This is a genomic window from Corallococcus macrosporus DSM 14697 (assembly GCF_002305895.1).
Classification (GTDB): domain Bacteria; phylum Myxococcota; class Myxococcia; order Myxococcales; family Myxococcaceae; genus Myxococcus; species Myxococcus macrosporus.
In genome coordinates, this window is record NZ_CP022203.1 from 1872100 (window position 1) to 1893455 (window position 21356).

General features: G+C 65.6%; 18 protein-coding genes and 2 pseudogenes. 15 read left to right on the top strand and 5 right to left on the bottom strand.

Annotated elements, in window-relative coordinates:
• Window positions 1-136: 136 nt before the first annotated feature.
• From MYMAC_RS37170 to MYMAC_RS07980, 6 genes and pseudogenes are all read left to right on the top strand, one after another.
• Window positions 137-310, top strand: coding sequence for a hypothetical protein (locus MYMAC_RS37170; RefSeq protein WP_170114710.1), 174 nt, complete (start codon window positions 137-139; stop codon window positions 308-310).
• Window positions 311-401: 91 nt separating this feature from the next.
• Window positions 402-980 carry a DUF2924 domain-containing protein gene (locus MYMAC_RS07955; RefSeq protein ID WP_095957631.1) on the top strand — a complete coding sequence of 193 codons (579 nt, stop codon included), beginning with the start codon at window positions 402-404 and terminating at the stop codon, window positions 978-980.
• On the top strand, window positions 977-1177 hold the full coding sequence (locus MYMAC_RS07960) for a hypothetical protein (RefSeq protein WP_095957632.1): 201 nt from the start codon (window positions 977-979) through the stop codon (window positions 1175-1177). Before MYMAC_RS07955 ends, MYMAC_RS07960 begins: the two co-directional genes overlap by 4 nt.
• A pseudogene (locus MYMAC_RS07970) lies at window positions 1174-2858 on the top strand (recombinase family protein). The gene MYMAC_RS07960 and the pseudogene MYMAC_RS07970 overlap by 4 nt, the downstream one beginning before the upstream one ends.
• Entirely contained in the window at window positions 2855-3277 is a 423-nt protein-coding gene (locus tag MYMAC_RS07975) for a hypothetical protein (protein WP_095957634.1), read from the top strand. The pseudogene MYMAC_RS07970 and the gene MYMAC_RS07975 overlap by 4 nt, the downstream one beginning before the upstream one ends.
• Window positions 3278-3393: 116 nt before the next feature.
• Window positions 3394-3927, top strand: a complete 534-nt coding sequence (locus tag MYMAC_RS07980) for a PspA (RefSeq protein ID WP_095957635.1) — start codon at window positions 3394-3396, stop codon at window positions 3925-3927.
• 56 nt (window positions 3928-3983) lie between these two features.
• Here the strand turns inward: MYMAC_RS07980 and MYMAC_RS07985 are convergent, their stop codons facing one another.
• A complete protein-coding gene (locus tag MYMAC_RS07985; protein ID WP_095961516.1) occupies window positions 3984-5348 on the bottom strand; it encodes an IS701 family transposase in 1365 nt (454 codons plus the stop codon).
• 210 nt (window positions 5349-5558) lie between these two features.
• Here MYMAC_RS07985 and MYMAC_RS37690 point away from each other — a divergent pair.
• Together MYMAC_RS37690 and MYMAC_RS07995 are read left to right on the top strand one after the other, a co-directional pair.
• Window positions 5559-5830, top strand: a pseudogene (locus tag MYMAC_RS37690) (transposase); the annotation flags it as partial.
• A gap of 95 nt (window positions 5831-5925) precedes the next feature.
• Complete coding sequence (locus MYMAC_RS07995; RefSeq protein WP_095957637.1) at window positions 5926-7089, top strand: hypothetical protein; 1164 nt, start codon at window positions 5926-5928, stop codon at window positions 7087-7089.
• Window positions 7090-7128: 39 nt separating this feature from the next.
• Here the strand turns inward: MYMAC_RS07995 and MYMAC_RS08000 are convergent, their stop codons facing one another.
• Complete coding sequence (locus tag MYMAC_RS08000) at window positions 7129-7509, bottom strand: DUSAM domain-containing protein (protein WP_095957638.1); 381 nt, start codon at window positions 7507-7509, stop codon at window positions 7129-7131.
• A 254-nt stretch (window positions 7510-7763) separates the two neighbouring features.
• Here MYMAC_RS08000 and MYMAC_RS08005 point away from each other — a divergent pair, with 254 nt between their 5' ends.
• Entirely contained in the window at window positions 7764-8933 is a 1170-nt protein-coding gene (locus MYMAC_RS08005) for a serine/threonine-protein kinase (RefSeq protein ID WP_095957639.1), read from the top strand.
• Window positions 8934-8940: 7 nt separating this feature from the next.
• A complete protein-coding gene (locus MYMAC_RS08010) occupies window positions 8941-9327 on the top strand; it encodes a hypothetical protein (RefSeq protein WP_170114711.1) in 387 nt (128 codons plus the stop codon).
• 196 nt (window positions 9328-9523) lie between these two features.
• On the opposite strand, the gene MYMAC_RS08015 is transcribed toward MYMAC_RS08010, so the two are convergent.
• Window positions 9524-9871: a helix-turn-helix domain-containing protein gene (locus MYMAC_RS08015; protein WP_020478959.1), complete on the bottom strand. Its 348-nt coding sequence runs from the start codon at window positions 9869-9871 to the stop codon at window positions 9524-9526.
• A 52-nt stretch (window positions 9872-9923) separates the two neighbouring features.
• Complete coding sequence (locus tag MYMAC_RS08020; protein ID WP_095957641.1) at window positions 9924-10298, bottom strand: helix-turn-helix domain-containing protein; 375 nt, start codon at window positions 10296-10298, stop codon at window positions 9924-9926.
• A 199-nt stretch (window positions 10299-10497) separates the two neighbouring features.
• Between MYMAC_RS08020 and MYMAC_RS08025 the strand changes: the two genes are divergently transcribed.
• From MYMAC_RS08025 to MYMAC_RS08045, 5 genes are all read left to right on the top strand, one after another.
• Window positions 10498-12456: a serine/threonine protein kinase gene (locus MYMAC_RS08025; protein ID WP_095957642.1), complete on the top strand. Its 1959-nt coding sequence runs from the start codon at window positions 10498-10500 to the stop codon at window positions 12454-12456.
• Between the two features lie 71 nt (window positions 12457-12527).
• On the top strand, window positions 12528-13448 hold the full coding sequence (locus MYMAC_RS08030) for a DUF2381 family protein (protein WP_095957643.1): 921 nt from the start codon (window positions 12528-12530) through the stop codon (window positions 13446-13448).
• Between the two features lie 583 nt (window positions 13449-14031).
• Complete coding sequence (locus MYMAC_RS08035; protein ID WP_095957644.1) at window positions 14032-15489, top strand: hypothetical protein; 1458 nt, start codon at window positions 14032-14034, stop codon at window positions 15487-15489.
• Window positions 15479-17830, top strand: coding sequence for a hypothetical protein (locus MYMAC_RS08040; RefSeq protein WP_204817472.1), 2352 nt, complete (start codon window positions 15479-15481; stop codon window positions 17828-17830). The genes MYMAC_RS08035 and MYMAC_RS08040 overlap by 11 nt, the downstream gene beginning before the upstream one ends.
• A complete protein-coding gene (locus MYMAC_RS08045; protein WP_095957645.1) occupies window positions 17827-19161 on the top strand; it encodes a hypothetical protein in 1335 nt (444 codons plus the stop codon). The genes MYMAC_RS08040 and MYMAC_RS08045 overlap by 4 nt, the downstream gene beginning before the upstream one ends.
• A 201-nt stretch (window positions 19162-19362) precedes the next feature.
• Here MYMAC_RS08045 and MYMAC_RS08050 read toward each other — a convergent pair whose 3' ends face one another.
• Window positions 19363-21315: an HNH endonuclease gene (locus tag MYMAC_RS08050; protein WP_204817474.1), complete on the bottom strand. Its 1953-nt coding sequence runs from the start codon at window positions 21313-21315 to the stop codon at window positions 19363-19365.
• Window positions 21316-21356 lie beyond the last annotated feature (41 nt).

Sequence of the window (21356 nt, forward strand, 5' to 3'; positions counted from 1 at the left end):
GGGCTGCAGCAGGGAAGTGCTGCGATGCGCGGTGTTTCTCGTTTGGCGAGTGGCGTCGGCCTGGCGGGAGTGCTGCGAGTGCCATGTGTCCCCTCGATTTCGCTCTCGGGCCTTTGTCATGACGACGGATACGCGGATGCCGAATCAGCATGAGGTTTCAGCCAAGGGGCGCTCCAGCACCCCGAAGCAGCGCCAGGACGACGCGGTGGACGTCCTCGCCGATGCCCTCTGGGAGCTGTGGCTCCGTCGCCATGCGCAGCCGGAACGACAGTCGCCCGTGTGGGACGCGGAGGAGAGCGCGCATGGATGAGCCGCGGACTCTCGACTTGTCTTCTTTTGGGGACAGAGCGTCCATGGGTTTCGCCCGAGGGCGCGCTGCCCCGGACGAAGGAGACACCACCATGGCGAAGAATGGGATTGCGCGGGCCGCGCGCAAGGAGCTGGCGGACGTGCCACGGCAACTGGCTGCGCTGGCCAGCATGTCAGTGCCGGATTTGGCGGAGAAGTACCTGGAGGTGTACGGCGAGCCCACGCGCAGCCGCAACCGGGACTACCTGAAGAAGCGCCTGTCCTTCCGGATTCAGGAGCTGGCCGAGGGGAGCCTCTCCACGCGCGCCGTGACACGCATTGCCGAGCTGGGCGACAAGCTGCCCGAGCGCTGGAGGATGCGGCAGGTGGAGGAGACGAAGCCCTCCGCGCCGCCGCCTCCAGCCGCTACGGACTTGCGCTCCGCCGCTGCGGACGCACGCGCGCCCGCTGCGGACGGGCGCGATGCGCGCCTGCCGCCGCCGGGCGCGGTGCTGACGCGCGCCTTCAAAGGCACGCAGCACCGAGTGACGGTGCGGGAGGACGGCATTGAATACGAGGGCCAGCTCCACCGCAGCCTCTCCAGCGTGGCCAAGCTGATTACGGGCACGGCGTGGAATGGCTTCTCCTTCTTCGGCCTCAAGGCCGGCAGCTCGAAGGCGGTGAAGTCATGAGCGGCCCCTCCTTCTTCCAGACGCACATGGGCCAGCGGTTCTACGAGTCGACGATGCCGCAGCTCGTTCGCGAGCTGACGCGCCTCAACGACAACGTGGAGCGGCTGGTGGCCGTGGCGGAGCAACTCGCCAAGCAGAAGGAGGCGCGGAGCGTCGAGCCGGCGCCGACGACGACAGAGGGGGTGGAGGAACCATGAGGAAGAGCAAGCCAGCGCCCTCGGACGCGAAGCGCTGCGCCGTCTACACGCGCAAGTCCACGGCGGCGGGCCTGGAGATGGAATTCAACAGCCTCGACGCCCAGCGCGAGTCCTGTGTCTCCTATGTGCAGCGCCAGCCCGGCTGGGTGTTGTTGGATGAGAGCTATGACGACGGCGGCTTCACCGGCGCCAACATGGAGCGGAGGTGTGGCGCTCATCCTGAGCACGCTCCGAGGGGAGCCGGGTGCTCACCCAGCGGCCAAGCTCCGAAAATGGGCTGAAATCAGGAGGGGGGCTGCTGGCGGCTCAGGATGAGCGCCACACCCTGGAGCGGCCCGCCTTCCAGCGACTGATGCAGGACGTGGACGCGGGCCGGGTGGACGTGGTGGTGGTGTACAAGGTGGACCGCCTCTCCCGCAGCCTCCTCGACTTCGCGAAAGTGATGGAGCGCTTCAACGCGGCAGGCGCGTCCTTCGTCTCGGTGACGCAGAACTTCTCCACCGCCGACGCGATGGGCCGGCTCACCCTCAACATGCTGATGTCCTTCGCCGAGTTCGAGCGAGAGATGATTTCCGAGCGCACGCGGGACAAGGTGGCCGCTGCGAGGCGCAAGGGGAAGTGGACGGGAGGGCGCGCACCGCTGGGCTACGAGGTGAAGGACAAGCGCCTCGTGGTGAATGAGTACGAGGCGGTGGTGGTGCGGGAAGCCTTCGAGTTGTACCTCCAGCACCAGCAGGCCTCGGTGGTGTCGCGCCTCCTCAACGAGACGGGGCGGAAGACGAAGCGGTACGAGGCCCAGAGTGGTACCACGCGCGCGGCCCGGAAATGGACGACGCAGGATATGCTGCGCCTCTTGAGGAGCCCCCTGTACGCGGGCTTCGTGCCGTATGGCGACGAGATGCACCCGGGCGAGCACCCGGCGATTGTAGACAGGGCCACCTTCCATCAGGTGCAGGACATCCTGGAGGGCCGTGGCCCCTGCATCCAGTACCACGGGCGCAACCCTGACTACGTGCTACGGGGACTTCTTCGCTGCGGCATGTGCGGCGAGGCAATGACGCCCGGCTCCACGCGCAAGGGCACGCGCGAGTACCGCTACTACCGCTGCGTCACCCGGGACAAACAGGGGAAGGAAGGGTGCCGTGCCTCTCCTCTTCCAGCAGCCGCCCTGGAGGACTTCGTCGTCGCCCGGCTGCGGGAAGTCTCGGTAGGTGGGGGCTTCGCGACGCAGGTGCATGCTCGCCTCACGTCGCGACTGGAGGAGAAGCACAAGGCCCTGCGCGCCGAGCGCGCGCAGCTCCCGAAGGACCTAGCCAAGCGCGCTGGGGAGTCCGCGAAGTGGGTGGAGTCCCTCGCGAAGCTGGAGGGCCCAGCCCGGCGCATTGTCGAGGAGAAGCTGACGGCTGCGGAAGAGGAGTCCGCCGGAATGAAGAAGCGGCTGGCGGAGGTGGAGCGCGCCCTGGACGCCATGGAGGGGGAGAAGCTGGAGGCGGCCTGGGTGGCCCAGGCCTTGGCGGACTTCGACGCGGTGTGGGACGCCCTCACGGCCGCCAACCGGGGGCGCCTGCTGCAGGCCCTCGTCGGCCGAGTCGTAGTGGATGAGGAGACGGACAGAGTGGACGTGCACCTTGCCCATGCAGGTGAATCCGCGACGCCCGTGCGCGAGGAGGTGGCGGCGTGAGCGCGAGTCCCGAGTCTCGGCCGGCGGAGGCCGGCCTCGTCAGCGCGCAGTTTTACCGCGTGCGGCGCTCGAAGGTGCGCTTCCGGGAGGGGGCGCGCCCCCCGTCGCGAGAAGCGGCGCGCCGGCCAGCGCACGTCGCGCGCATGCTGGCCCTGGCGCACCACGTGGAGTCCGTCATTGCGCGAGGGCTGGTGGCGAGCGCGGCGGACGTCGCGGGCCAGTTGGGCTTTACCCGCGCGCGCGTGACGCACCTGCTGGACTTGCAGCTGCTGGCGCCTGACATCCAAGAGGAGGTGTTGTTCCTCGAGGCCGTGGATGGTGAGGAGCCCCTCAGCGAGCGAGGCCTGCGGGCCATTGCTCACGCGGGGACGTGGGACGCGCAGCGCGTGCGCTGGCGCGAAGTGAAGGCTTCATTCTGAGACAGGCGCCCGAATACGCGGACTCTTTGGTGTAGCGTGAGTGCAAGAGGCTGAATTGTTGTCCGCGTTGAGAGTGCGCGGGCTGTATGCCCCGCGAGGAAAGCGAGCGAGAGCACATGCAGAACGACATGAAGGGCATCATCCAGGCTGCGGTGGCAGAGGAGGTGGGGAAGACGATGGGCCGGCAGGTGGAGCTGCTGGAGCAGATTGCTCATTTCCTGGGCATTGAGTCCGGCCCGACTCCTGCGGCGTCCGCTCCGAAGCGCGCACCCGTGCCTCCTCCCGCGCCGAAGCGCACGCCTGCGCCCGCTACCGGGCCCGCGCCGAAGCGCCCGTCCTCGGTGCCTGTGCGGAAGTATGTGAGGCAGGAGGCCGCGCCGAAGCCCACGCGGGCCGGCCCCGCGCCCCAGAAGAGCCGCGGGCGCCCGCGCGCAGCGGGACGCACGGTGGCGTCCGTCCCCAGCTCCAGTCCCAGCCCCGCGACGCCCGTCGCATACGAGGTGGGGCAGGAGGTGCGTTACAAGCAGGGGAGGGGCAGCTTCTCGGCGAAGGTGACGGCCGTCGACGCGAAGGCGAAGACGGTGACGTTGGCGCGTGTCTCCGACAGCCTGAAGGTGGTGCGCCCTTTCGACAAGGTGACGCCAGCCTGAATCTGGGCCGCGAAGCGCCCTCTTCGGAGGGCGCTCCTGCGGCCAGTCGTTTAGTACTACCCGGTCACATGCGCGACGGCCCACGAGGAGGCGCGCGAGCGCGGATCGGGCGCAGGCATAGGGGGCAGTGACCGATGCGCCGCAGCAGCAAGCATTGGAGCTGCCGCCGCACCTGGGGCAGTGTCCACCGCACCTTCCTCCGGGGGGAAAAGCGCCCGACGCAGGGCGAGGAAGCCATGGGCCACCATGCAGAGCGTGGCGTGGTGATGGAAGCCTCGCCAGCTTCTGCCCTCGAAGTGGTCCAGGCCGACCTCGCCCTTCATCTCCTGGTAATCGCGCTCCACCCGCCAGCGCAGCCTGGCCATGCGCACCAACTCCTTCAGCGGGGTGTCCTCCGGCAGCGAGGATAGGTAGTACTTCGTCGGGCCTGCCTCCCCCCGCGGCCACTCCACCAGCAACCAGACTTCCTCGCTGGGCGCTGCCCGCTCCATGTGTCGCTCCGCGGTGCGGACGCGCAGTGCGGCAAATCGCGAGGACTGCATGCCCCGGCTGCCTTGCCGCCACTGCACGCGATGGAAGGCGGACCGAGGCAGTTGCGCCGCCAGTTGCTCGATGAGCACCGGGCTCTGGCCGCTGGCATCGAAGTAGCGTGTCCGAGGGCGGCCCCTCTGGTGCGGCACCCGCTGGGGAGCCTGCGGCTTGGAGTCAGGAGGCCAGACGTTGGTGTTGCCCTGGATTCCCATCAGGAAGTGCAGCCCCTTGGCGCGCAGTGCCTCGCGAAACTCACGGCAGTTGCCATAGCCCGGGTCGGCCAGGACGACGTGGTGGCGCACGCCCCAGCCCAGCGCGTCGTCGAGTTGCTCGAGTGCCAGTTCCCACTTGCGCTTGAAGCCGACCTCCGGCGGGACGCCTGCCGTTCGCATCCGGCGCCTGTCCTGTGTCCACTCCTCGGGCAGGTACAGGCGCATGGCGATGCAGCCGCTGCCCTTCTCGCCTGCCAGATGCAGACTGACCGCCACCTGGCAATTGTCCGTGCGGCCCAGCGTTCCGGAGTACTGGCGGGCTACGCCGACCGAATGCACGCCCTTCTTTGGGAAGCCCGTATCGTCGAGGACGAGAGCCTCCAGGCCCGGCAACTCGCGTTGCAGCTTCAGCGCCAGGCGCCGTCGCATCTCGGCGTCATCCCAGCTCGCACCGGACACGCACTGCTGGAGTCGCTGGCGCATGGCCTCCGTCTGGTCCGGCTCCTCGACGAGCCGGGCCGCCATGGGCTCGATGCTCTTGCGCTCTCCGTCCAGCAGCAGGCCGGTGACATAGCCGCCCAAGGCGCGACGTCTCTCAGTGCGGCCCATTCCCACCGTCATCGAGTCCAGGTACTCGCTCAGCTCCTGGTCGAGCTTGCGTAGCTGTGTGGGCGTCATGCCCATTCAACACGGGGCGCCAACGCTCGATTCATGTGACCGGGTAGTATTAGAGCTCCTAACAAAAATATGGATTGAGGTAGACGCGCCGGTGGATGAACGGGCGGGCCATGAGCACCTGGGAGCCATGGTTCGCGAACGCGTACCGGACGTGCTGTGGGAGCGGGTGGCCCCACTGCTGCCGGTTCCCAAGAAGAAGAAGCTTGGGCGGCCAACGTCCACGACACCCACGATTTGTTCCCCCTGTTGGATGCAGAGCCCGACGTGAATCAACCCCGTGGAGGTCTCGACATCGGCCCGGCAAGCTGCATGCGGATAAGGCGTACTCTTCGCGCAAGAACCGCCGTGGTCTGCGCAAACGCGGCATCACGCCCCGCATCGCACGGCCCGGCATTGAGTCGAAGCAGCACCTGGGCCGACACCGGTGGGTAGTGGAGCGCACCAACGCATGGCTCCATCAGCAGCGGCGCCTGCGAGTGCGCGCCGGGACGATGTCCACTTCGCCCTCCTCGTGCTCGGTAGCTGCTTGATACTCTTTCGAGGGCTTCAAACCTGATTTTTGTTAGGAACACTAAATATGATCGATTTGTTCGAACCGAGAATGCCGGAAGACAAGCTGCACGAGAGCTTTCGTTTGATCCGGCAAGATCCGGCCTACGCGCCGGTCATGCCGGTCATTCAAGGCTGGGCGGCTGGATTGCTTGAGCGGCGCCGGGAAGGAGACAAGTTCGTCAAGGAACTCCAATCCACATTCAATTCCGCGATGTGGGAGCTCTACCTGAACAGAGCGCTGATGGAGCTGGGGTTCGAGGTCGATTTTTCGAAGTCGGCGCCTGACTTTTGCGTGACGACCCCGGGTGGATACCGGTTCAATATCGAGGCCGTTATCTCCGACCGGTCACCAAGCGCTCCGACGATAGCCGGCTTGAGCGAGCAAGACTTCAAGATCCAAAGTGCCCTGAAGCTGATCGGCAAGCTGAATGATAAGGTGCGCCTCTATCGGGGGGATGGGGGCAAGAAATATCCCTATGGCGTGCTGGAGCACGTCCGGGAGGCTCCATTCGTTGTGGCGATCGCGCCGTTCGACAGTGACCTCTCGCTGACGCAGAACAACGAGCTCATCAATCTGGTGTTGTTCGGCCTTGGAGCACCTTCGCACGAGGCCGACACCTTCGGGCATCAAGAGAGGGTCGTCAGAATCCAGAAGAAACCCGGCACCGAGATTGACGTCGGGATTTTCACGAATGATTCCTTCAAGGAAATCAGCGCAGTGATCTTCTCGACGACCGGCACGTTCGGGAAGGCCGTCATCGAAAGCGGGATTGATCGGCTGGTGCGGTCGTGCCGTTACAGGGTCATCGACAAAGACCTTGCTCAGGCAGGCGATCCTTCCTGGTCATTGGGCGAGCAGTATCTGGCACAGGGAAAGTTGGATTTTCTCAAGAGGTACCGGTGGGAGGACGAATCCCTCATTTACGGTATGGATGTCCGCATATGCTCCTCCCGAGTTCACCGAGAGACGCATCTCGACGGCCTGCACATCTACTATAATCCCTACGCCGAGCACCCGCTCGACCCTGGCACATTCTGGTCGGCTGAGATCACCCACAACTTTTACGATGTGGCTGCGGACGGACCGCAGCAGGATCATCCGGACGGAGCGCTGGTTTCACGGCAGGTCCATGCGCCAAATTCCCTGGCTCTCGCACACCTTCTCCATTCCAACGGTTTCATGCGTTAATAGTAGTATTAAGGGCGGGAAGGCGCTGCACGCTCGTCGTCACGGCTCGTAGGCCATGTCGTCGAGCTGCTCCTGGGCGATGGCGCGGTAGTGAGGCACGACTTCCACGGCGAGCACTTCCCGTCTCTCCTGGCGGGCGCTGCTGACGTCCCCCTTGTCCTGGTGCCGGTACATCCGAGCCAGCGCTTCCATGTGCCTGCGGGAGCCTTCTCGGATGCGCCGAATCTCCTCACGCAAGAGGCCTAACGCGCCCTCCTCCGAGGCGAGCGCAGTTTCGGCTTCGCCGTCGCTGAGGCCCACCTCGGAGGCCGTGCGCTTCAGCAGTGCTTTCTCCGTCATCGTGAGGGCCAGGCGCTCCTCTCCGAGGGGGACGCGGCGTGCCAGTGTGCGAATCGGGCCCCAGTCAACGGTTTCACTCACGGGTCATTTTTCCTTTGCGAGCCGCCAAGCATGAGTGTGAGGCCAAGGCTGGGGCCTCTTGCACCCCGGTTAGGGATAGGCGCACCGAGGGTGGCCTGTCCGCTGCGAGTGGTAGAGGGCTTCACAGCTTCCCAAGGGTCATGTTAATTCGACGGTCCAGTCACCTAGACCTTGCAAGTTTCGGGAGAGTGGCCCGCGACGGCGAACCTTGGTGTCCGTGGGGCCGCGCCCCTCTTTCAGGAGGATTCACAGCCATGACGAAGCGTCCGGAAGATGAAGTGTCGACGGAAGAGTTACCGCCCAGCCCCCCCGCCCCGCCTAGCCCCAGCTCGCCGCGCTTCCTCTTCTATGTGGATGACGTCCGTTACGAGGCGGTGGGGGCGCTTGAGGTGCGGTCGAATGGCGAGAAGCTCCTGAAGGCGGAGCGGCGAGTGGCGGATGGAATCCTGGCCGGCCCCTGCCTGGTTCGCCAGATTGCCAGCCCCTCCACGTTCATGATGCGCACGCGGCTGATTGAGGAGGTGCAGTTGGCCTTCCGACTCAACCACCCCAACATCGCTCAAGTCTTCCACATGCAGGTGGATGAGGATGCGGATGTGCCCTTCGCAGTCATGGAGTACGTGGGTGGGCCTTCGCTGGAGACGCTGGTGACTGCGGCGTTGGTGCGAGGCAAGCCCCTCTCAGAGGGCTTTGCCTTGTACGTGGGGGCGGAGGTGGCGGATGCGCTGCACTACGCGCACACGCTGACGTCGGAGAAGGGCGTGCCCCTGGGCATCGTCCACCGTGACGTGAGTCCTAGGCACATCGCCTTGGGCCTCCATGGAGAGGTGAAGGTGCTGGACTTCGGCTCGGCGTTCTCGCTGATGGTGGGGCGGGAGGAGTCGCCGGAGAATCTGCTGCGAGGGGACGTGGCCTACGCCTCTCCGGAGTACCTGCGCAAGGAAGGGCTGACGCCGCGCTCCGACGTCTTCAGCCTGGGGGTGTTGCTGGTGGAAGTCCTTGCGGGCAAGCACCTCTTCGAGGTGCACGACGTCCCGGTGGTGGCGAAGGAGAGCCGGTTTGTCACGGAGTCGCCGCCCACGTTGCCGCTGCAGCAGATGCAGGCCCTCATGGACACGTTCGGCCCGGACGTCGTCGAGAAGGCGGTGGCGCACCTCAATGAGGACCTCAAGGCGGTGCTGCACAAGGCCCTGCGCCTCAACCCCGAGGAGCGCTTCGCGACGGCGGCCGACATGCGGGATGCGCTGCGGGGCGTCGCCCACGCCCAGCTCCGTGCGCCCTATGGGCGCGCGGAGGCCGCCAAGGAGGCCTCCCTCGTGGTATCCGAAGGCGGGGTGCTGCGGGACCAGGTGGAGTTCGGCGAGGCCGGCCTCTACCCGGATGGGCTGGAGAAGCACGAGCTGGGACTCCCGAAGAAGGTGTAGGCCGCCAATGCTCTGCTTTCGCCTACTGCGCAATGGCCGGCACGTCGCAACCGCGGGGGTGTCGGGCTTCGGTGTCGTCTCCACCATTCTGACGTGGGTGCGCCGCCCCGATGATGAGACGCGCGACAACCCGGAGGTGGACCTCCACCTTGGGGGCTCCGTGGGCAGGGAGTACCGCGAGCACCTGAAGTGGTGTTACGCCAAGGACATCCGTGCGGGCGACGTCCTCACGGTGGAGGTGCGTGAGGACTTGGAGCCAGACCCTCCGAGGGAGAGGCGCCTCGACGAGGAAGCGGGGCTGGACGATGTGGCCCGCCTCCAACTGAGGAAGAAAGCCCTGGAGGCGCAGCTCGCCGACGTGAATGAGGAGCTGGCGGAGCGCGGCGCGGCGTAGCGGGGTGCCTCCTCCTTCGGACGGGGAGGCGCTCCGTCATCGCCGGAGCCGCTCGGGTTGGGGGCGCGCGTGCCCCGATGCAGGGCCTCGAGGCATGGGGCCCTGCACGCCGGGCCTGCTCCCTGCTCGGAGACGCCGGAGCACCGGCCGCAATCCGCCTGACGCTGGAGGGGGCCAGGGTCTTCGGGGCGCTGCTTCAGCGGGCCAGCTCGGTGGTGATGCGGACGAGGGCGTCCAGCTTCGACGCGTCGAGCTTCCTCGCCAAGAAGATCAGCCGCCGCAGCGTCACATCGTCGTCCGGCCGAGTTGGACTCCCGCTACTGGGGGACTCGGTGAGGCCCATCAGGTCCTCCGGGGAGACCATCAACTCGATGCACAGCTTCTTCAGTGTCTCGACGCTGGGAATCATCTGCCCGCGCTCAATCCGGCTGTAGACGGCAGAGGCCAGCCCCACGCGCTCAGCGACTTGGACCTGCGTCAGACTCATCTGTTCCCGAGCGAGGCGGGCGATACTCCCGAGGTGCGCTGCGAGCTGTTGGTTCATAGGTACAAGGGAGTATACCTGAGTTGCGCGTTGTCAAGGGAGTACGATTCCATCAACGCACGCCCGACAAAAGCTGAATGAGAGCAAGGGCCTGGCGTCCGTCCAACTGGTGCACACGGCGTCGCAGGGCGTCCTTCGCGGCAGCAACGACGTCCGGCGGCAGTGCATCGGGATAGCCCAGCAACTCATTGGGAGAGGCTTCGAGGACGGTGCACAGACGGTACAGCGTCCGGACGCTGGGGAGCGTTCGCCCGCGCTCGAGCCGGCTGTAGACGCCGGGGGAGATGCCGATGAGGTGGGCCACCTCTGTCTGCTTCAGTCCTGCCCGAAGGCGGGCCGCGCGAAGGGTGTCGCTGATGACGCTGGGCAGGGGGCGGGCGGGCTCCTTCGTAAGGGCGAAGTCGCGGACATCAAGTGGGATATGCATTCCAGTGAAACTATACCCAATAGTCTAGTTGACTTCACCTTTGGGCACGGGCCGGCATCTCCCGGGAGGAGTGGTCAGGGGTGGGATAAGACTTCGCACGATTTCCCCGGGCTTCTGGTAGCGTGGGCCGGCGCCTGGGAGGGAGTCGCATGCGCGTGGCCGCAGTCCTGCTGTCCTACAGAGTCTCGAGGAAGTCGCCATGAGGGACAACGGCCCCCCAGCCGTGCTGTCCCCTGGGGACTCGGTGATGGGCTACACGGTGGTGAGGCAACTGGACCGAGGTGGCTTCGGCACCGTGTACCTCGCGACGAATGACGGGCAGCCCTGCGCACTGAAGCTCGTGGAGCGGCAGCGCGTGGAGGGGCGGGTGGAGAAGGAAATCTCCATCCTCTTGCGCTTGACGCACCCGAACGTGGTGGGCATTCGCGGCTTCACATACTGGCAAGCCGAGGAGCGCGACTTCGCCCTCATCGCCATGGAGTACGTGGAGGGGCGGAAGCTGAGCGCGTGGGTGAAGGATGAGAACCCCTCGGCCCGGCGAATCGCGAAGGTGACGCTCGACATGGCGCGGGCGCTGAAGGCCTCGCACGAGGCGGGAGTGGTGCACCGGGATGTGAAGGACGCCAACGTCATGGTGCGCGACGCGGACGGCCTGGCGGTGCTGGTGGACTACGGCATCGGGGACTACGCGGGAGCCCCCTCCGGCATCACCCAGTCCATGCTGCCGCCAGGGACGATGGAGTACCGGCCCCCCGAGGCTTGGCTCTTCCTGCAGAAGTACCTCGGCCAGAAGACGAGCGCCCGCTACGTGTCCGCCCCCTCGGATGACATGTGGGCCCTGGGCACCGTCCTCTACCGCCTCCTGACGGCGAGGTTGCCCTTCGACGCGGGGACGGAGGAGGACTACATCCGGAGTGTCATCAGCAAGTCGCCTGTGCCCCCTCACCACGTCAACCGCTTCGTCCCGGAGCGGCTGGGCATGTTGTGCATGCGGCTGCTGGAGAAGGACCCTGCTGCACGTCCAGACGCGAGCGCTGTCTGTGCGGCCCTGGAGCAGCTCCTGTCGGGGGCGGAGGGGGAGGCGTGGGACACGCCCTTGTTCGAAGCATATGGCCCGAACTCGGCCACGACGGAGGGCGAGGGGAACGCGCTGAAGCGGTGGGCAAAGCGGCCCTTGCGCCAGATGCGTCGTGGCAAGCCGCCGGGGCCGGAGCTGCCGGAAGTCCCAGGCGAAGGCAGGCCCGCGGCATTGCCACCCGAGGCCCCGCCCGTACCTGCGGCCACGCGGCCTGTGGAGGCGCAGTTGCCGGGCTTGGCGCTCGATGCCGGGGTGGGGGCGGAAGCCGCAATGGAGGCGGACGGCGCGCTGGAAGCAGCGCTCGTGGCCCCCGGCGTCGAGGCAGGGCGGCCCTCGGTTCTTTCGCGACTCCGGCTGGGGCGTGTGCTGGGCGCGGGGCTGCTGGCCATGACCCTCGCGTCGGGGGCGTACTTCTCACTGCGGACGGACTCACCGCAGCCGCAGGCTGTCACCGGCCAAGAAGTAGCGCCATATATAGAAAAACCTCAAGCTGCCCCGGCCGCAGCTCCCACCGGGCCGGAGGCAACACCTGCGGCCGTCGCTCCCCCCGCGACGCTTCCCGAGGTGACTGCCACCGTGACGACGACGAAGAGTGACTCCCCGACCTCCCCGCCGGTGCCTGCCAAGAAGGCCACGAGGAGCGTCAGCAGTGCCTTGGCGACGGCCGCCCTCTGCACCACGTTCGCGTGCTCCGGTCCCCAGGTGCGCCCGGCTCCCGACCCTGAACCGTGCCCGGCAGGCTCTGTGGAGGGCATGAGGAAGCTGGGCATGAAGAGTGGAGACTACGAGGCTGCGAGCTTCGTCCGAGGGGACCAAAAAGTCGTAACGGTGAGGGACGGCACTGCACAGATCATCCTGGGCGGGGACAAGGCCACGCTGTCTGGGCGACTCACTATTGCCGACCGCGTCTATGTCCGACTGACGCGGGTGCGATTTCGCGGAGAGAGCTTCCCCGTGTGCCTGGAAGTGCTGGACACCTCTCGCAACCGCGGACTGGAGATAGAGGGTGGCGGAGGGGAGACGGGCAAGGCTCGCGTGTACTCTGCCGTCTTCGTCAAGGCAGTGAGTGAGTTTGAATGACTTGTCGCTGTTGAGTAGACGCCCGTGAGTCGCCAGCGGTGTCGCCGCTGGCTTGGTAGGGGAGACGTCGCGTGCATCATTCCGTGTCGGCCGTGCTGCTTTTCCTCCTCCTCGTAGGGGAGGGGACGGCCCTGGCGCAGTCGCCCGCAACCACCGTGGGACTGAGCGTTCGCCGAATCGAGCTGGTTGCGGATGATGCTCAGCCAGCAGTTGAAGTGGCGGTGAGCCCAGGACTTTCGACGATGTTCCTCTTTGATTCGGAGGTGAGTCGAGAGGGGCTGACGCTCGAGGGACGCGAGCGCTTCGCGCTGGTGGACGCTGGGCTTACTGTCTTGCGCCTGATCCCGTCAGAGAAAATCTCGGCGGGAGAACGGCTCAAGCTGACAGTGCGTTTCCAGGATGGCGCGGCCCCGGCGAGCGCGACGTTTGTCCTGGTCGCCCACCCCGCACGGTCGGAGGCTCATGTCGAAGTCTATCGGCGCAAGAGGAGCGTCGAGACGTACCAAGAGGAAGTCCGGCAGGCGCGCATCGAGGCTGAGAAATGCCGAGAGGAGAATGAGCGCCTACGCGCGGAGCGAAGCGCTCCGGATGGGCTGACGGGACTCATCTCGACGGAAGTCCTCAGTGGGCGGGGCGCTGAGTTCCGCGACGTGACTAGGAGTGTGACGCTGGCCCCAGGAGGAGCAGCAGCCAAACACGCTGTCAATGCATACCGTGCCGCACACAGGGTGGCCGTCGAGGTCTTCCTCGTGCCGCGGGGTGATGACCAACCGTGGACAGCGGTGGGGGCGACGCTCAGGGGCAGAGCCAACGAGGAGCTGAAGGTGCTTCAAGTCTGGCAGTCTGGCCCTGTTGCCCCAGGCTCGGTTGGCCCGCGTGTGGTGGTAGAGGCCGAGGCAGCATCCGAGTCTCCTCAAGGCCCCTTCACGCTGAAGCTCTGGGACGCGGATGGGCGGCGCACCGTCACCCTGGGCAACGTCACCTTCCCTTAACCCTGCGGGCACCACCTCCAAGTCCTTTCGTGGGTTTCCTGCATTGGGGCTTGTACCGAATGCCAATCTAGGGTCCAATGGACTATACCTATTGGTCTAGTCCATTCTGGCGTGCCCTGGAGGCGATGTGTTCCTCACTGTGCTGGAGTGCGCGCGCGTAACTGCGCGCTTCCTTGGTGGCTGCGGAGAGCGCCCGGAAGGCGACGCGCCTGAGCCACCTTCCTAGCTCCGCTTCGAAGTCGGCGTTGGGCTCTCGCGCTGCGCCGAGGATCTCCCGCACCGCCATGTGAGGCGCGTGCTGGCGGTCGTCGTGCGCCGAGTGGCCGTCTGCGCTTCGTTGGGCCGCGTGCCTGACGGGCGCTGAGGAGCCCTTCCTCGGTCAGCCCAATTCGCGTTTGGAGTCATGAGCGGAGCCGGGCCTTGCCCTGGCGCCGTGACGTGACTCGTCTGTTTGTCGCTTCGCCCGGTCGGCCTGCCGGCGACTCCCTCAATGCAATGCATTCACCCGCAGCCCGGCGCCCTGCCGGACTGAACGGGAAACCTCTGTCCTTTGCCCCCGCCGGGGCCTTCTCAGGAGACGTCGATGTCCATGCGCTGGGCCGTCGTGTTGCTGTTGGTGTTACCCGGAGCGGGATGGGCGGAAGAGATTGCCTATCCTGAAGACTACGTGGCCGAGGAGGACACCGCTCTCATTGAGCAAGAGGGAGACGCGCTACTCGAGCCCTCCGTGGACGAGGGAAACGCCCTGGTTGAAGAGGGGGACGCCCTGGTGGAGGAGGAGCCGGCTTCGTCCAGCTCGGGCTCTGGCTGGGCGAACCGGCTGAGCCTGGAGACCACGACATGGGCGCTGCTGCCTCGCCGTGGGGCAGGGACGGATGAAGGCTTCTTGCAGGTGCATCCGCGGCTGGAGGTCGTCAAGCCAGGCTTCCTCCAAGTCGAGCTGGGCGCTCCGGTGCGTCTACGCCTGTGGGGCGGAGAGGCGGGGGGCAGTCTGGTGCGCAAGGAGGACTGGGACGAGCTCTCCGACTGGGGCCAGGTGGTGCAGAACCTGATGGTGGGTGGCGACGCGCCGAACTTCGTGTGGGTGGGCGCCCTGGAGTCGTACACGCTGCTATCCGGGCACCTGGTGCGCCGCTACAACAACCGGGGCAACCCCGAATACCACCCGGCCGGCGCCGTGGTGACGGGCATGTTGAGGCCCTTGTACGTCGAGGCCTTCGCCTCGGATGTGCTGGGCGCGCGGCTGATGGGGGCGGAAGTCGTGCTGGACGTGCAGCACCTCCTCGTGGGCCGCCAGCCGTACCCCATGCAGTACACGCTGGCGCTGTCCGCGGTGCATGACTGGGGCAAGGCGGGAGGGACGTCGGAGCCGATGACGTTGGCCCACCTGGATGGGACGGCCATGCTCGTGCGGCGCCGCAATCCCGAGGGGGGCTTCGAGCTGCAGGCGAATGTGGGCTGGGGCGGGCGTCCCGGCGAGGGCGGCGCGTGTGGCGCGGTGGCGGGTCTGGGGGCTGAGTACCTGACCTCAAGGATGGACCTGCGAGCGCGCCTGGAGGGCCGCCTCCAGCGCGGAGGTTTCCGGCAGGGCGCCTTCGGCCCGGACTACGAGCTGGCGCGCTTCCAGGTGGCGGGCCCGACTGCCCTGCCGCAGGCGGACGCGCCTTTCTCGGACGGGTACTCGGCCTACGGCGAAGTGATTCTGAGCTGGGATGCGGAGAGCCTGAGCGTGCTGGGGCAGCGCCACTTCCGGCTGACGATGGGCACCGAGGTCTTCAATTGGGGCCGGGTAGACGTGGACGGCCGGCTGGAGACGCAGCTCTTCCACCGCAACCTCTCGGTGGGGGTGGGCGGCGTGGCGGTGGGCGCCGGCCAGCCAGGAGCGCGTTACCTCGCCTCGGCCGAGGCGCGATGGCGCTTCCTGGGTGGGAAGCTGTACGCGGTGGGGCAGGGGGGCACGCTGCTCTTCCCGACAGCGGAAGGGACGCTGCGGCCAGGCGCCTTCGCCTCCGTGGGGCTGGGGGTGGACAATGCGCGCTGAGCGGCCTTGGCGCAGCGGGTTTGGCGCGGCGCTGCTGGTGGCCCTCCTGGCCTCCGGGTGCGCCTCGTTGCCGGCGAGGCCGGGCCAGGCGGGCCGTGGTGCGGCCCTGGCCTTCAGTCCCCTCTCCGTGCCCTCCCAGGCGGCGAGGAGCGCGGCGACAGGTGTGTACCAGGGGGATGCGTCGGGCTCCGCGGATGGGACGCCAGAGCCGGCGCCGATGGGCTATCGGCGAGTGCCCACCGGCAATGCCGTCAACGGGAAGGGAGTGCGCGGCTCGGGCGGCGAGGGTGGTGCCTTCGTCTGTGGCGGCAAGGCCCTGCCTCCGGACTGGCCCCGTCTGACTCAAAGCCGGGAGGTGCTGGCGCCTTTCCTGGCGTGTGCCTCGCCCGCGGAGTTCGTGGCCATGCAGCGCGGGGTGGGGGACATGGGCGCGGTGGTGCAGTCCCTCACGGCCTGGGACGCTGTCCGGCTGGGCGCCCTGGGGCCGATGGACGAAGACGCCTCGGCCGTCCTCAGTCGCAAGCGCGCGGACTTCATCGTCACGGCCGTGGAGAAGTACGGCGTGCCGTATGCGGAGGTGTTCTCCCTCTTCGTCCTGCACTCGGCCTTCGACGACGAGCTGCGCGAGGTGGTGCAGCGACTCGCCCGCGACAAGCAACTGGGCGAGACGCTGGGCGCGATGGCTGCTGTCCGCGAGGAGCTGATGCGGCGGGGCATGGAGCTGGGGGAGTTCCCGGAGCGAGGAGAGAAGGCCGGCGACGTGCTGCGCGGGTTGGGGCGCGCGGGCCGCGACATGCTCTCTAGCACCTCGGTGAGCGGTGAGGCCCGGTACACGGAGCTTATGGCCATGCGTGGGCAGATGCCCCCGCCCTACCAGGCCGCCCTCGACGAAGTGCAGAAGGCGTTGATGGAGAGGCACTACTCGCCGGGAAGCCTCTCGGCGGGGGCCTTTGACTCTCTCACCTTCGGTGTGCCGGTGGGCTTCTACCACCTGGCGGTGGGGACGGGGCACGGGGCGTACTCGCTGGCGCAGGGCAAGTACGAGCAGGCCACGCGCGAGCTGGCGCCGGCCGCGCTGGCGGTGGCGGTGTACGCCGGCGGCAAGGGCGCTCGGGCCCTGGTGGAGTCGCGTGGCGGGCTGCGGCGCCTCCAGATGCCGGCGCTCGACGTGGCCGGCATGAAGGCGCTGATGGCGCGCCTGGAGGAGCAGCTCGGCATCACTGCCGCGCGCGATTTGTTGCGCTACCTCCAGGCGAGCCGTGAGGGCGCGCTGGTGGCCGCCGAGTGGGGGGAAGCGGGACTGCTGGCGCTCTACGAGGCGCGTGGAAACCCCGCGAAGGCGCAGGCGGTGCTGATGGAGGCGGCCAGTCGCGAGTCCGCTCAGGCCGTGGCCAGCAGGGGCTCCGCAGGGAAGCGGCCCGTCAACCTGGACCTCTTCGAGCAGAACGCCGAGGTGTCCGCCGCGGAGGCGCAGACGGCCAGCCGAGAGTCCTCCGGGGCTGCGGCGGCGAGAGGAGGCGCGAGTCGCGAGTCCGCGCAGCCCGCGGCTTCACGGGGCGCAAGCGGGAATCGGCACATCAACCTGGACCTCTTCGCGCAGGACGCCAAGGTCGGCGCAAAGGAGTCCGCGAGGGCCAAGCTGTTCCAGGCGGAGCTGGAGTCCTCGGGGCCCCGTCTCCCGAAGGACGTGAAGCTGCTGAAGGAGATGGCGCCCAAGCTGAACGAGCCACCTCCGGGAGTCGAGAAGGGGGCGCCGCTCTGGCAGGAGTACGTCGCCTACCGCAAGAGGCGGCTGAAGGAGATTCGGGACGGTGACGCCGTCAAGGGCCCCCTGAAGTGGGAGGGCTACGGGGGGATGCGCGCCTACTATGCTCGGGGCATGGCTTTCGAGAGGACCATGATCGCCATCCTGGAGGCGGACGCCGCGTTGCCCCGCGCACAGCGGCGCTGGCTCGGCGACTTCGAGCAGCCGCGCATCGAGACGCACGTCGGAGTCTCGAAGGTGGACCTCCGGTATGCCGACGTCCTCGTCATCGAGGAGCGCCCTCCAGCGGGCCAGTCGCCTCGGGTGGAGACGTTCAGCTTCAAGAGTCGAGACCTCAGCCCCCTGAAGTGGGATGAGTTGCAGGTGCGGGTAAATACGGATGCGAGCAACGCGATGAGGTACTACGGTGGGTCGCTAAGGATTTTGCGGGACGGAATGCGGCAACAGGCGGATGTTCAGAGGGTACGCCTTGTCTATGAAGGACAAGGACTTTTGCCGAAAGATCCGAAGTTGTTTACCGGTGCGGCAAAGATAGCAGAGCAGAAGATTAAGGGCGTGGAGGTAGAGTCTCAATGAAGCTATTGACACTGCATGACTTGAACAAAGTGGATAGCTTGAGCTTCACCATCGAGGGACGCTTCGACGCGACAGCAGGGGTAGAGCGCGCGTTGACGCCTCTATTCGATGCGCTTGAAAAGCATGCCGAAAGCTGGATGCCAACAATCGTCAAGTCTAAGCGGAAGCGACAGTATTCCCGAGAGGCCGTGTGGCGTGCGCTGGAGGAGCGGCGCGATGAGTATGGCTCAATCATTGGGCTGTACCGCTTGGAGAGTCCCGCGGTATCGCTGGGGCTCGACCTTGCTCTCGCGCAGGGCGAGTCCAGCTTTCACTCCCGTCTTGATGTGCAGCCGCTCCACTTCTTCTCTGGAGTGGACGCCTGTCGCACTCTTGTGAGCGTGGCCCGCGATTGGGCCACTCGGTACCCCGTGCCGTACGCATCGGCTCATAGCATCGCAGACGAGCAACTGGCTGGATCCCCTAGCTTTGGCCGTGACGACCGAGAGGCGCGAAGAGATGGGTTCGACAAGATTTATGAGTTGTTCTGGCTGAACATCTTCGGTCCGAAGTTGGTGGAGTCAGTAGGCCGAGAGCGGATGCTCTCGACTCCTGCGCATCTCGTGGAGGAACTTCCCAACGGTTCAGTCCTCCTGGTTCTGTGGCCCACTGCCGCCGAGTTCGCCAGCGAGGAAGCGCGCGTGGCTCAGGCCCGAGCCCATGTCCACCTGCGGCCGGACCTCGACTTCGACACGGTGCTATGCACGCTGAAAGAGCGCAGCGCCGCGCTCGTGCCGGTTGAGCCGCGCTTCCACCCTGACGTGGCGCCGTTCCTCTTGCGACTGTTGGACGAGGTCGCCATCAGCGAGCGGCAACGAAAAATTGCCGAGTTCAACGCCTTCCGGCCGCCTGTGCCGGATGAGTGGCTGCCGGTCGCCCTTTCGTCGGACGTGGCGAATCCGGAGCGCGTCCTCGAATCCTACGGAGACTTGTCCGAAGGTCTCGTGGCAGCGCTGCACACCAAGGTGCCCTCCATCATGGACGAGACGGCCGAGTCCCTCACGGACCTCGACCTCTTCTTCTGGAGGGAAGACTTCCCCAAACGGTACGAGCGGCACCTCATCGATGGACACACCGCACCGGCGCTCGGAGCCTACCTGGGGGACGTGCTGGTGCGGCGGCTGGGCGGAACGTGGGTGCTGCGGCAGAAGATGGAAGAGTCCCAGGTGCGGGTGGGCAAGCGCGTCTGGCTACCCTTCCTCCGCGCCCGCCGGTACATGCAGTCCTGCCAGTCGCTGCTGGACTACTCGCTCACGCAGTTCTTCCACGAGGTGGAGCGGTACCGGCCCTGATTGATGCGAAGGTGAGGGCGCCTGCATCCCTTGCAGTGGTTGCTGGCTGCTCGACCCAGTTGAGGTAATCAGGCAGGGTCGGAAATCTCACTTGGCCTTCGCTAACGCCTGGCAGTTGGCGCATCTCCACCCGAGATGCGCCCCCTTGAGGAATCAGGCCATAGAAGAGGTGGTCCAATTACCAACGATTACGAATCGGATTCACTCGGTCAAAGGCCCAGGTGAAGCTTGGCTGCCCCGATTAGACCTCTCCCAATCAAATGGCTGTCGCTGTTCGCCCTTTACCCATCTCTCAAAGATATGGACTGCTGACTCGCAGTGGAGATGTAGGCGCACAGTCTCGTTCTGCTGGGGAACTGCGTCTTCGGGAGCCTTCGTGTCGGTAGTGCTATTTGCTTTTGGGTTGATGAGGATGGTGCGTACCATGCCTGGTTGGAACGCGTGCCCGAATACTCTGTATGTTGGCTCGGAGAAGTACTCCAAGTCCTGATATGTATTGAGGCTTTCGAGAAAGCCGTTCAGGTCATCGGGAGGGATGAACACCTGAAGAGGCTCCTTCGGCGGTGTTTTTACCGCACCATACTGAATGGCCACCGCTAGGAGTTCTGCGTCTTCTGGGGCTAAGGCATCTGCCCCTTGCGGAATTCTAATGTCGGTGCCGAACTCACGATTGATCACGGAGAGCCAATCGAGGAGTTTTGCAACTGGAGGCTCCTCGGCAGACTTGTCGGTGGGAGAGGGCTCCATCCGCATTATGAGGGCTCCGGTCTTGATGCTGTACACCTTAAGGATTCCGCCAGAGCGCTTCAGCGCCAGAATAAAATCAAGCGTCCTGCGCGCATCTTGGGCGGGGGCAGTGTGAAGCTTATATTCTGCATGCAACTGGGCTTGACCGGAGGCCATGTCGCCGTGAACGAGCACGGAGCCCGCCAAGGCCCCCCCTTCGAATAGGTAGCGTCCGATTTTTTGATCCTGCCTTTGCTCGATCATTGGGACGCTTGAGATGGTTAGCGTGTTGCCATCTGGCTTCGTCAGTTCCAGGCGAACATCGGCCTTCCGGCGCTCTTTTTTGGGGGGCCGAATGACTGGGGGTGGTTGGTTTTGGTTGCCCGCGATTCGTTGCTCAAAGGCGATGGAATAGGTTGCTCGCTGGGGTTTGTATTCGGCGTCGGAGCTCGCTACCGCTGTCATGGTTCCAGTGGGGCGTGAGTCTGCGGGTAGCCCTTCAATCGGAGGAAGCAGTGAGGGAAAGTGCCTTCCGTCCCGAGCATCGGGAGCGCACCATACAAGGGACGTGTTGACGCAGGAGAATCGAACGATGAGTTGTGCAGTTGGTAGTTGACTGGATGCTTTCTTTTGCCAGCACTCAAGAACTGTTGCTGAGTATCCGGTTGGGATGAAGAACTCGAAGTATTCAGTGGGGGAGAAGCTGGTTTTCCCGAGAATGAAGTCTCGAATGAACGAATGCTTCTGTCGCTCTGCGGCCTCCAGTGACAGCCAGGTGGACCGCAAGATTGACTTGATTGCATCCACGGGGCGATAGGGCGGCGCATACATGCTGAGGGTTGCTGTTTTGCTCGCTTCGGACACCTTGAATTCCAAGGTGGTGTCGCTGCCGCTCAGCACGACTGGTAGTGGTCCGTCAAACTGACCTCCGCCGATATGTGAATCTCCTCCCGGGTGCCTCAGCTTTGCGGTGCCCGCTCGTCCCCTGACGCGACCAACGGCGCGCTGTGGATGGAACATGCTCGCCAGTTGGTTGTCGTGTGTCTCGCCGTACCCTCCATTGCATGCGTCGCATTCTTCATACGAGAAGAGGTGTCGATTTCCGAAGGCTGCAGGAATGAGGTGCGCCTCTTTGCTGAATTTGGTTTCGCCTTCCGTTTTGTTGCAAAGTGCGCACCTCTTGTTGTCGCGCGAGCCTAGGGATTCGCGAGGTGGATTGTCGCCTCTTAGGTTGCAGGCGCGGAAAACGAGCTGGTCGTAGTGGTCGGCGAAGGCCTCATGTCCGCTCTTCCATCTCGGGTCAAAGGGCTGGAAAAAACCGCTATCTGGCATGAATTGCTCCTGCGGACGTTCCTGTTGGCTGATGTGCAGCTTCTCTTGCAGTTCTTGAGATGTGGTCTGCAGCTCAGCATTGGAGATGGCTTCCAAACTCGTATGTAATTTTAAATGAATGTATGGGCTTCATTCGG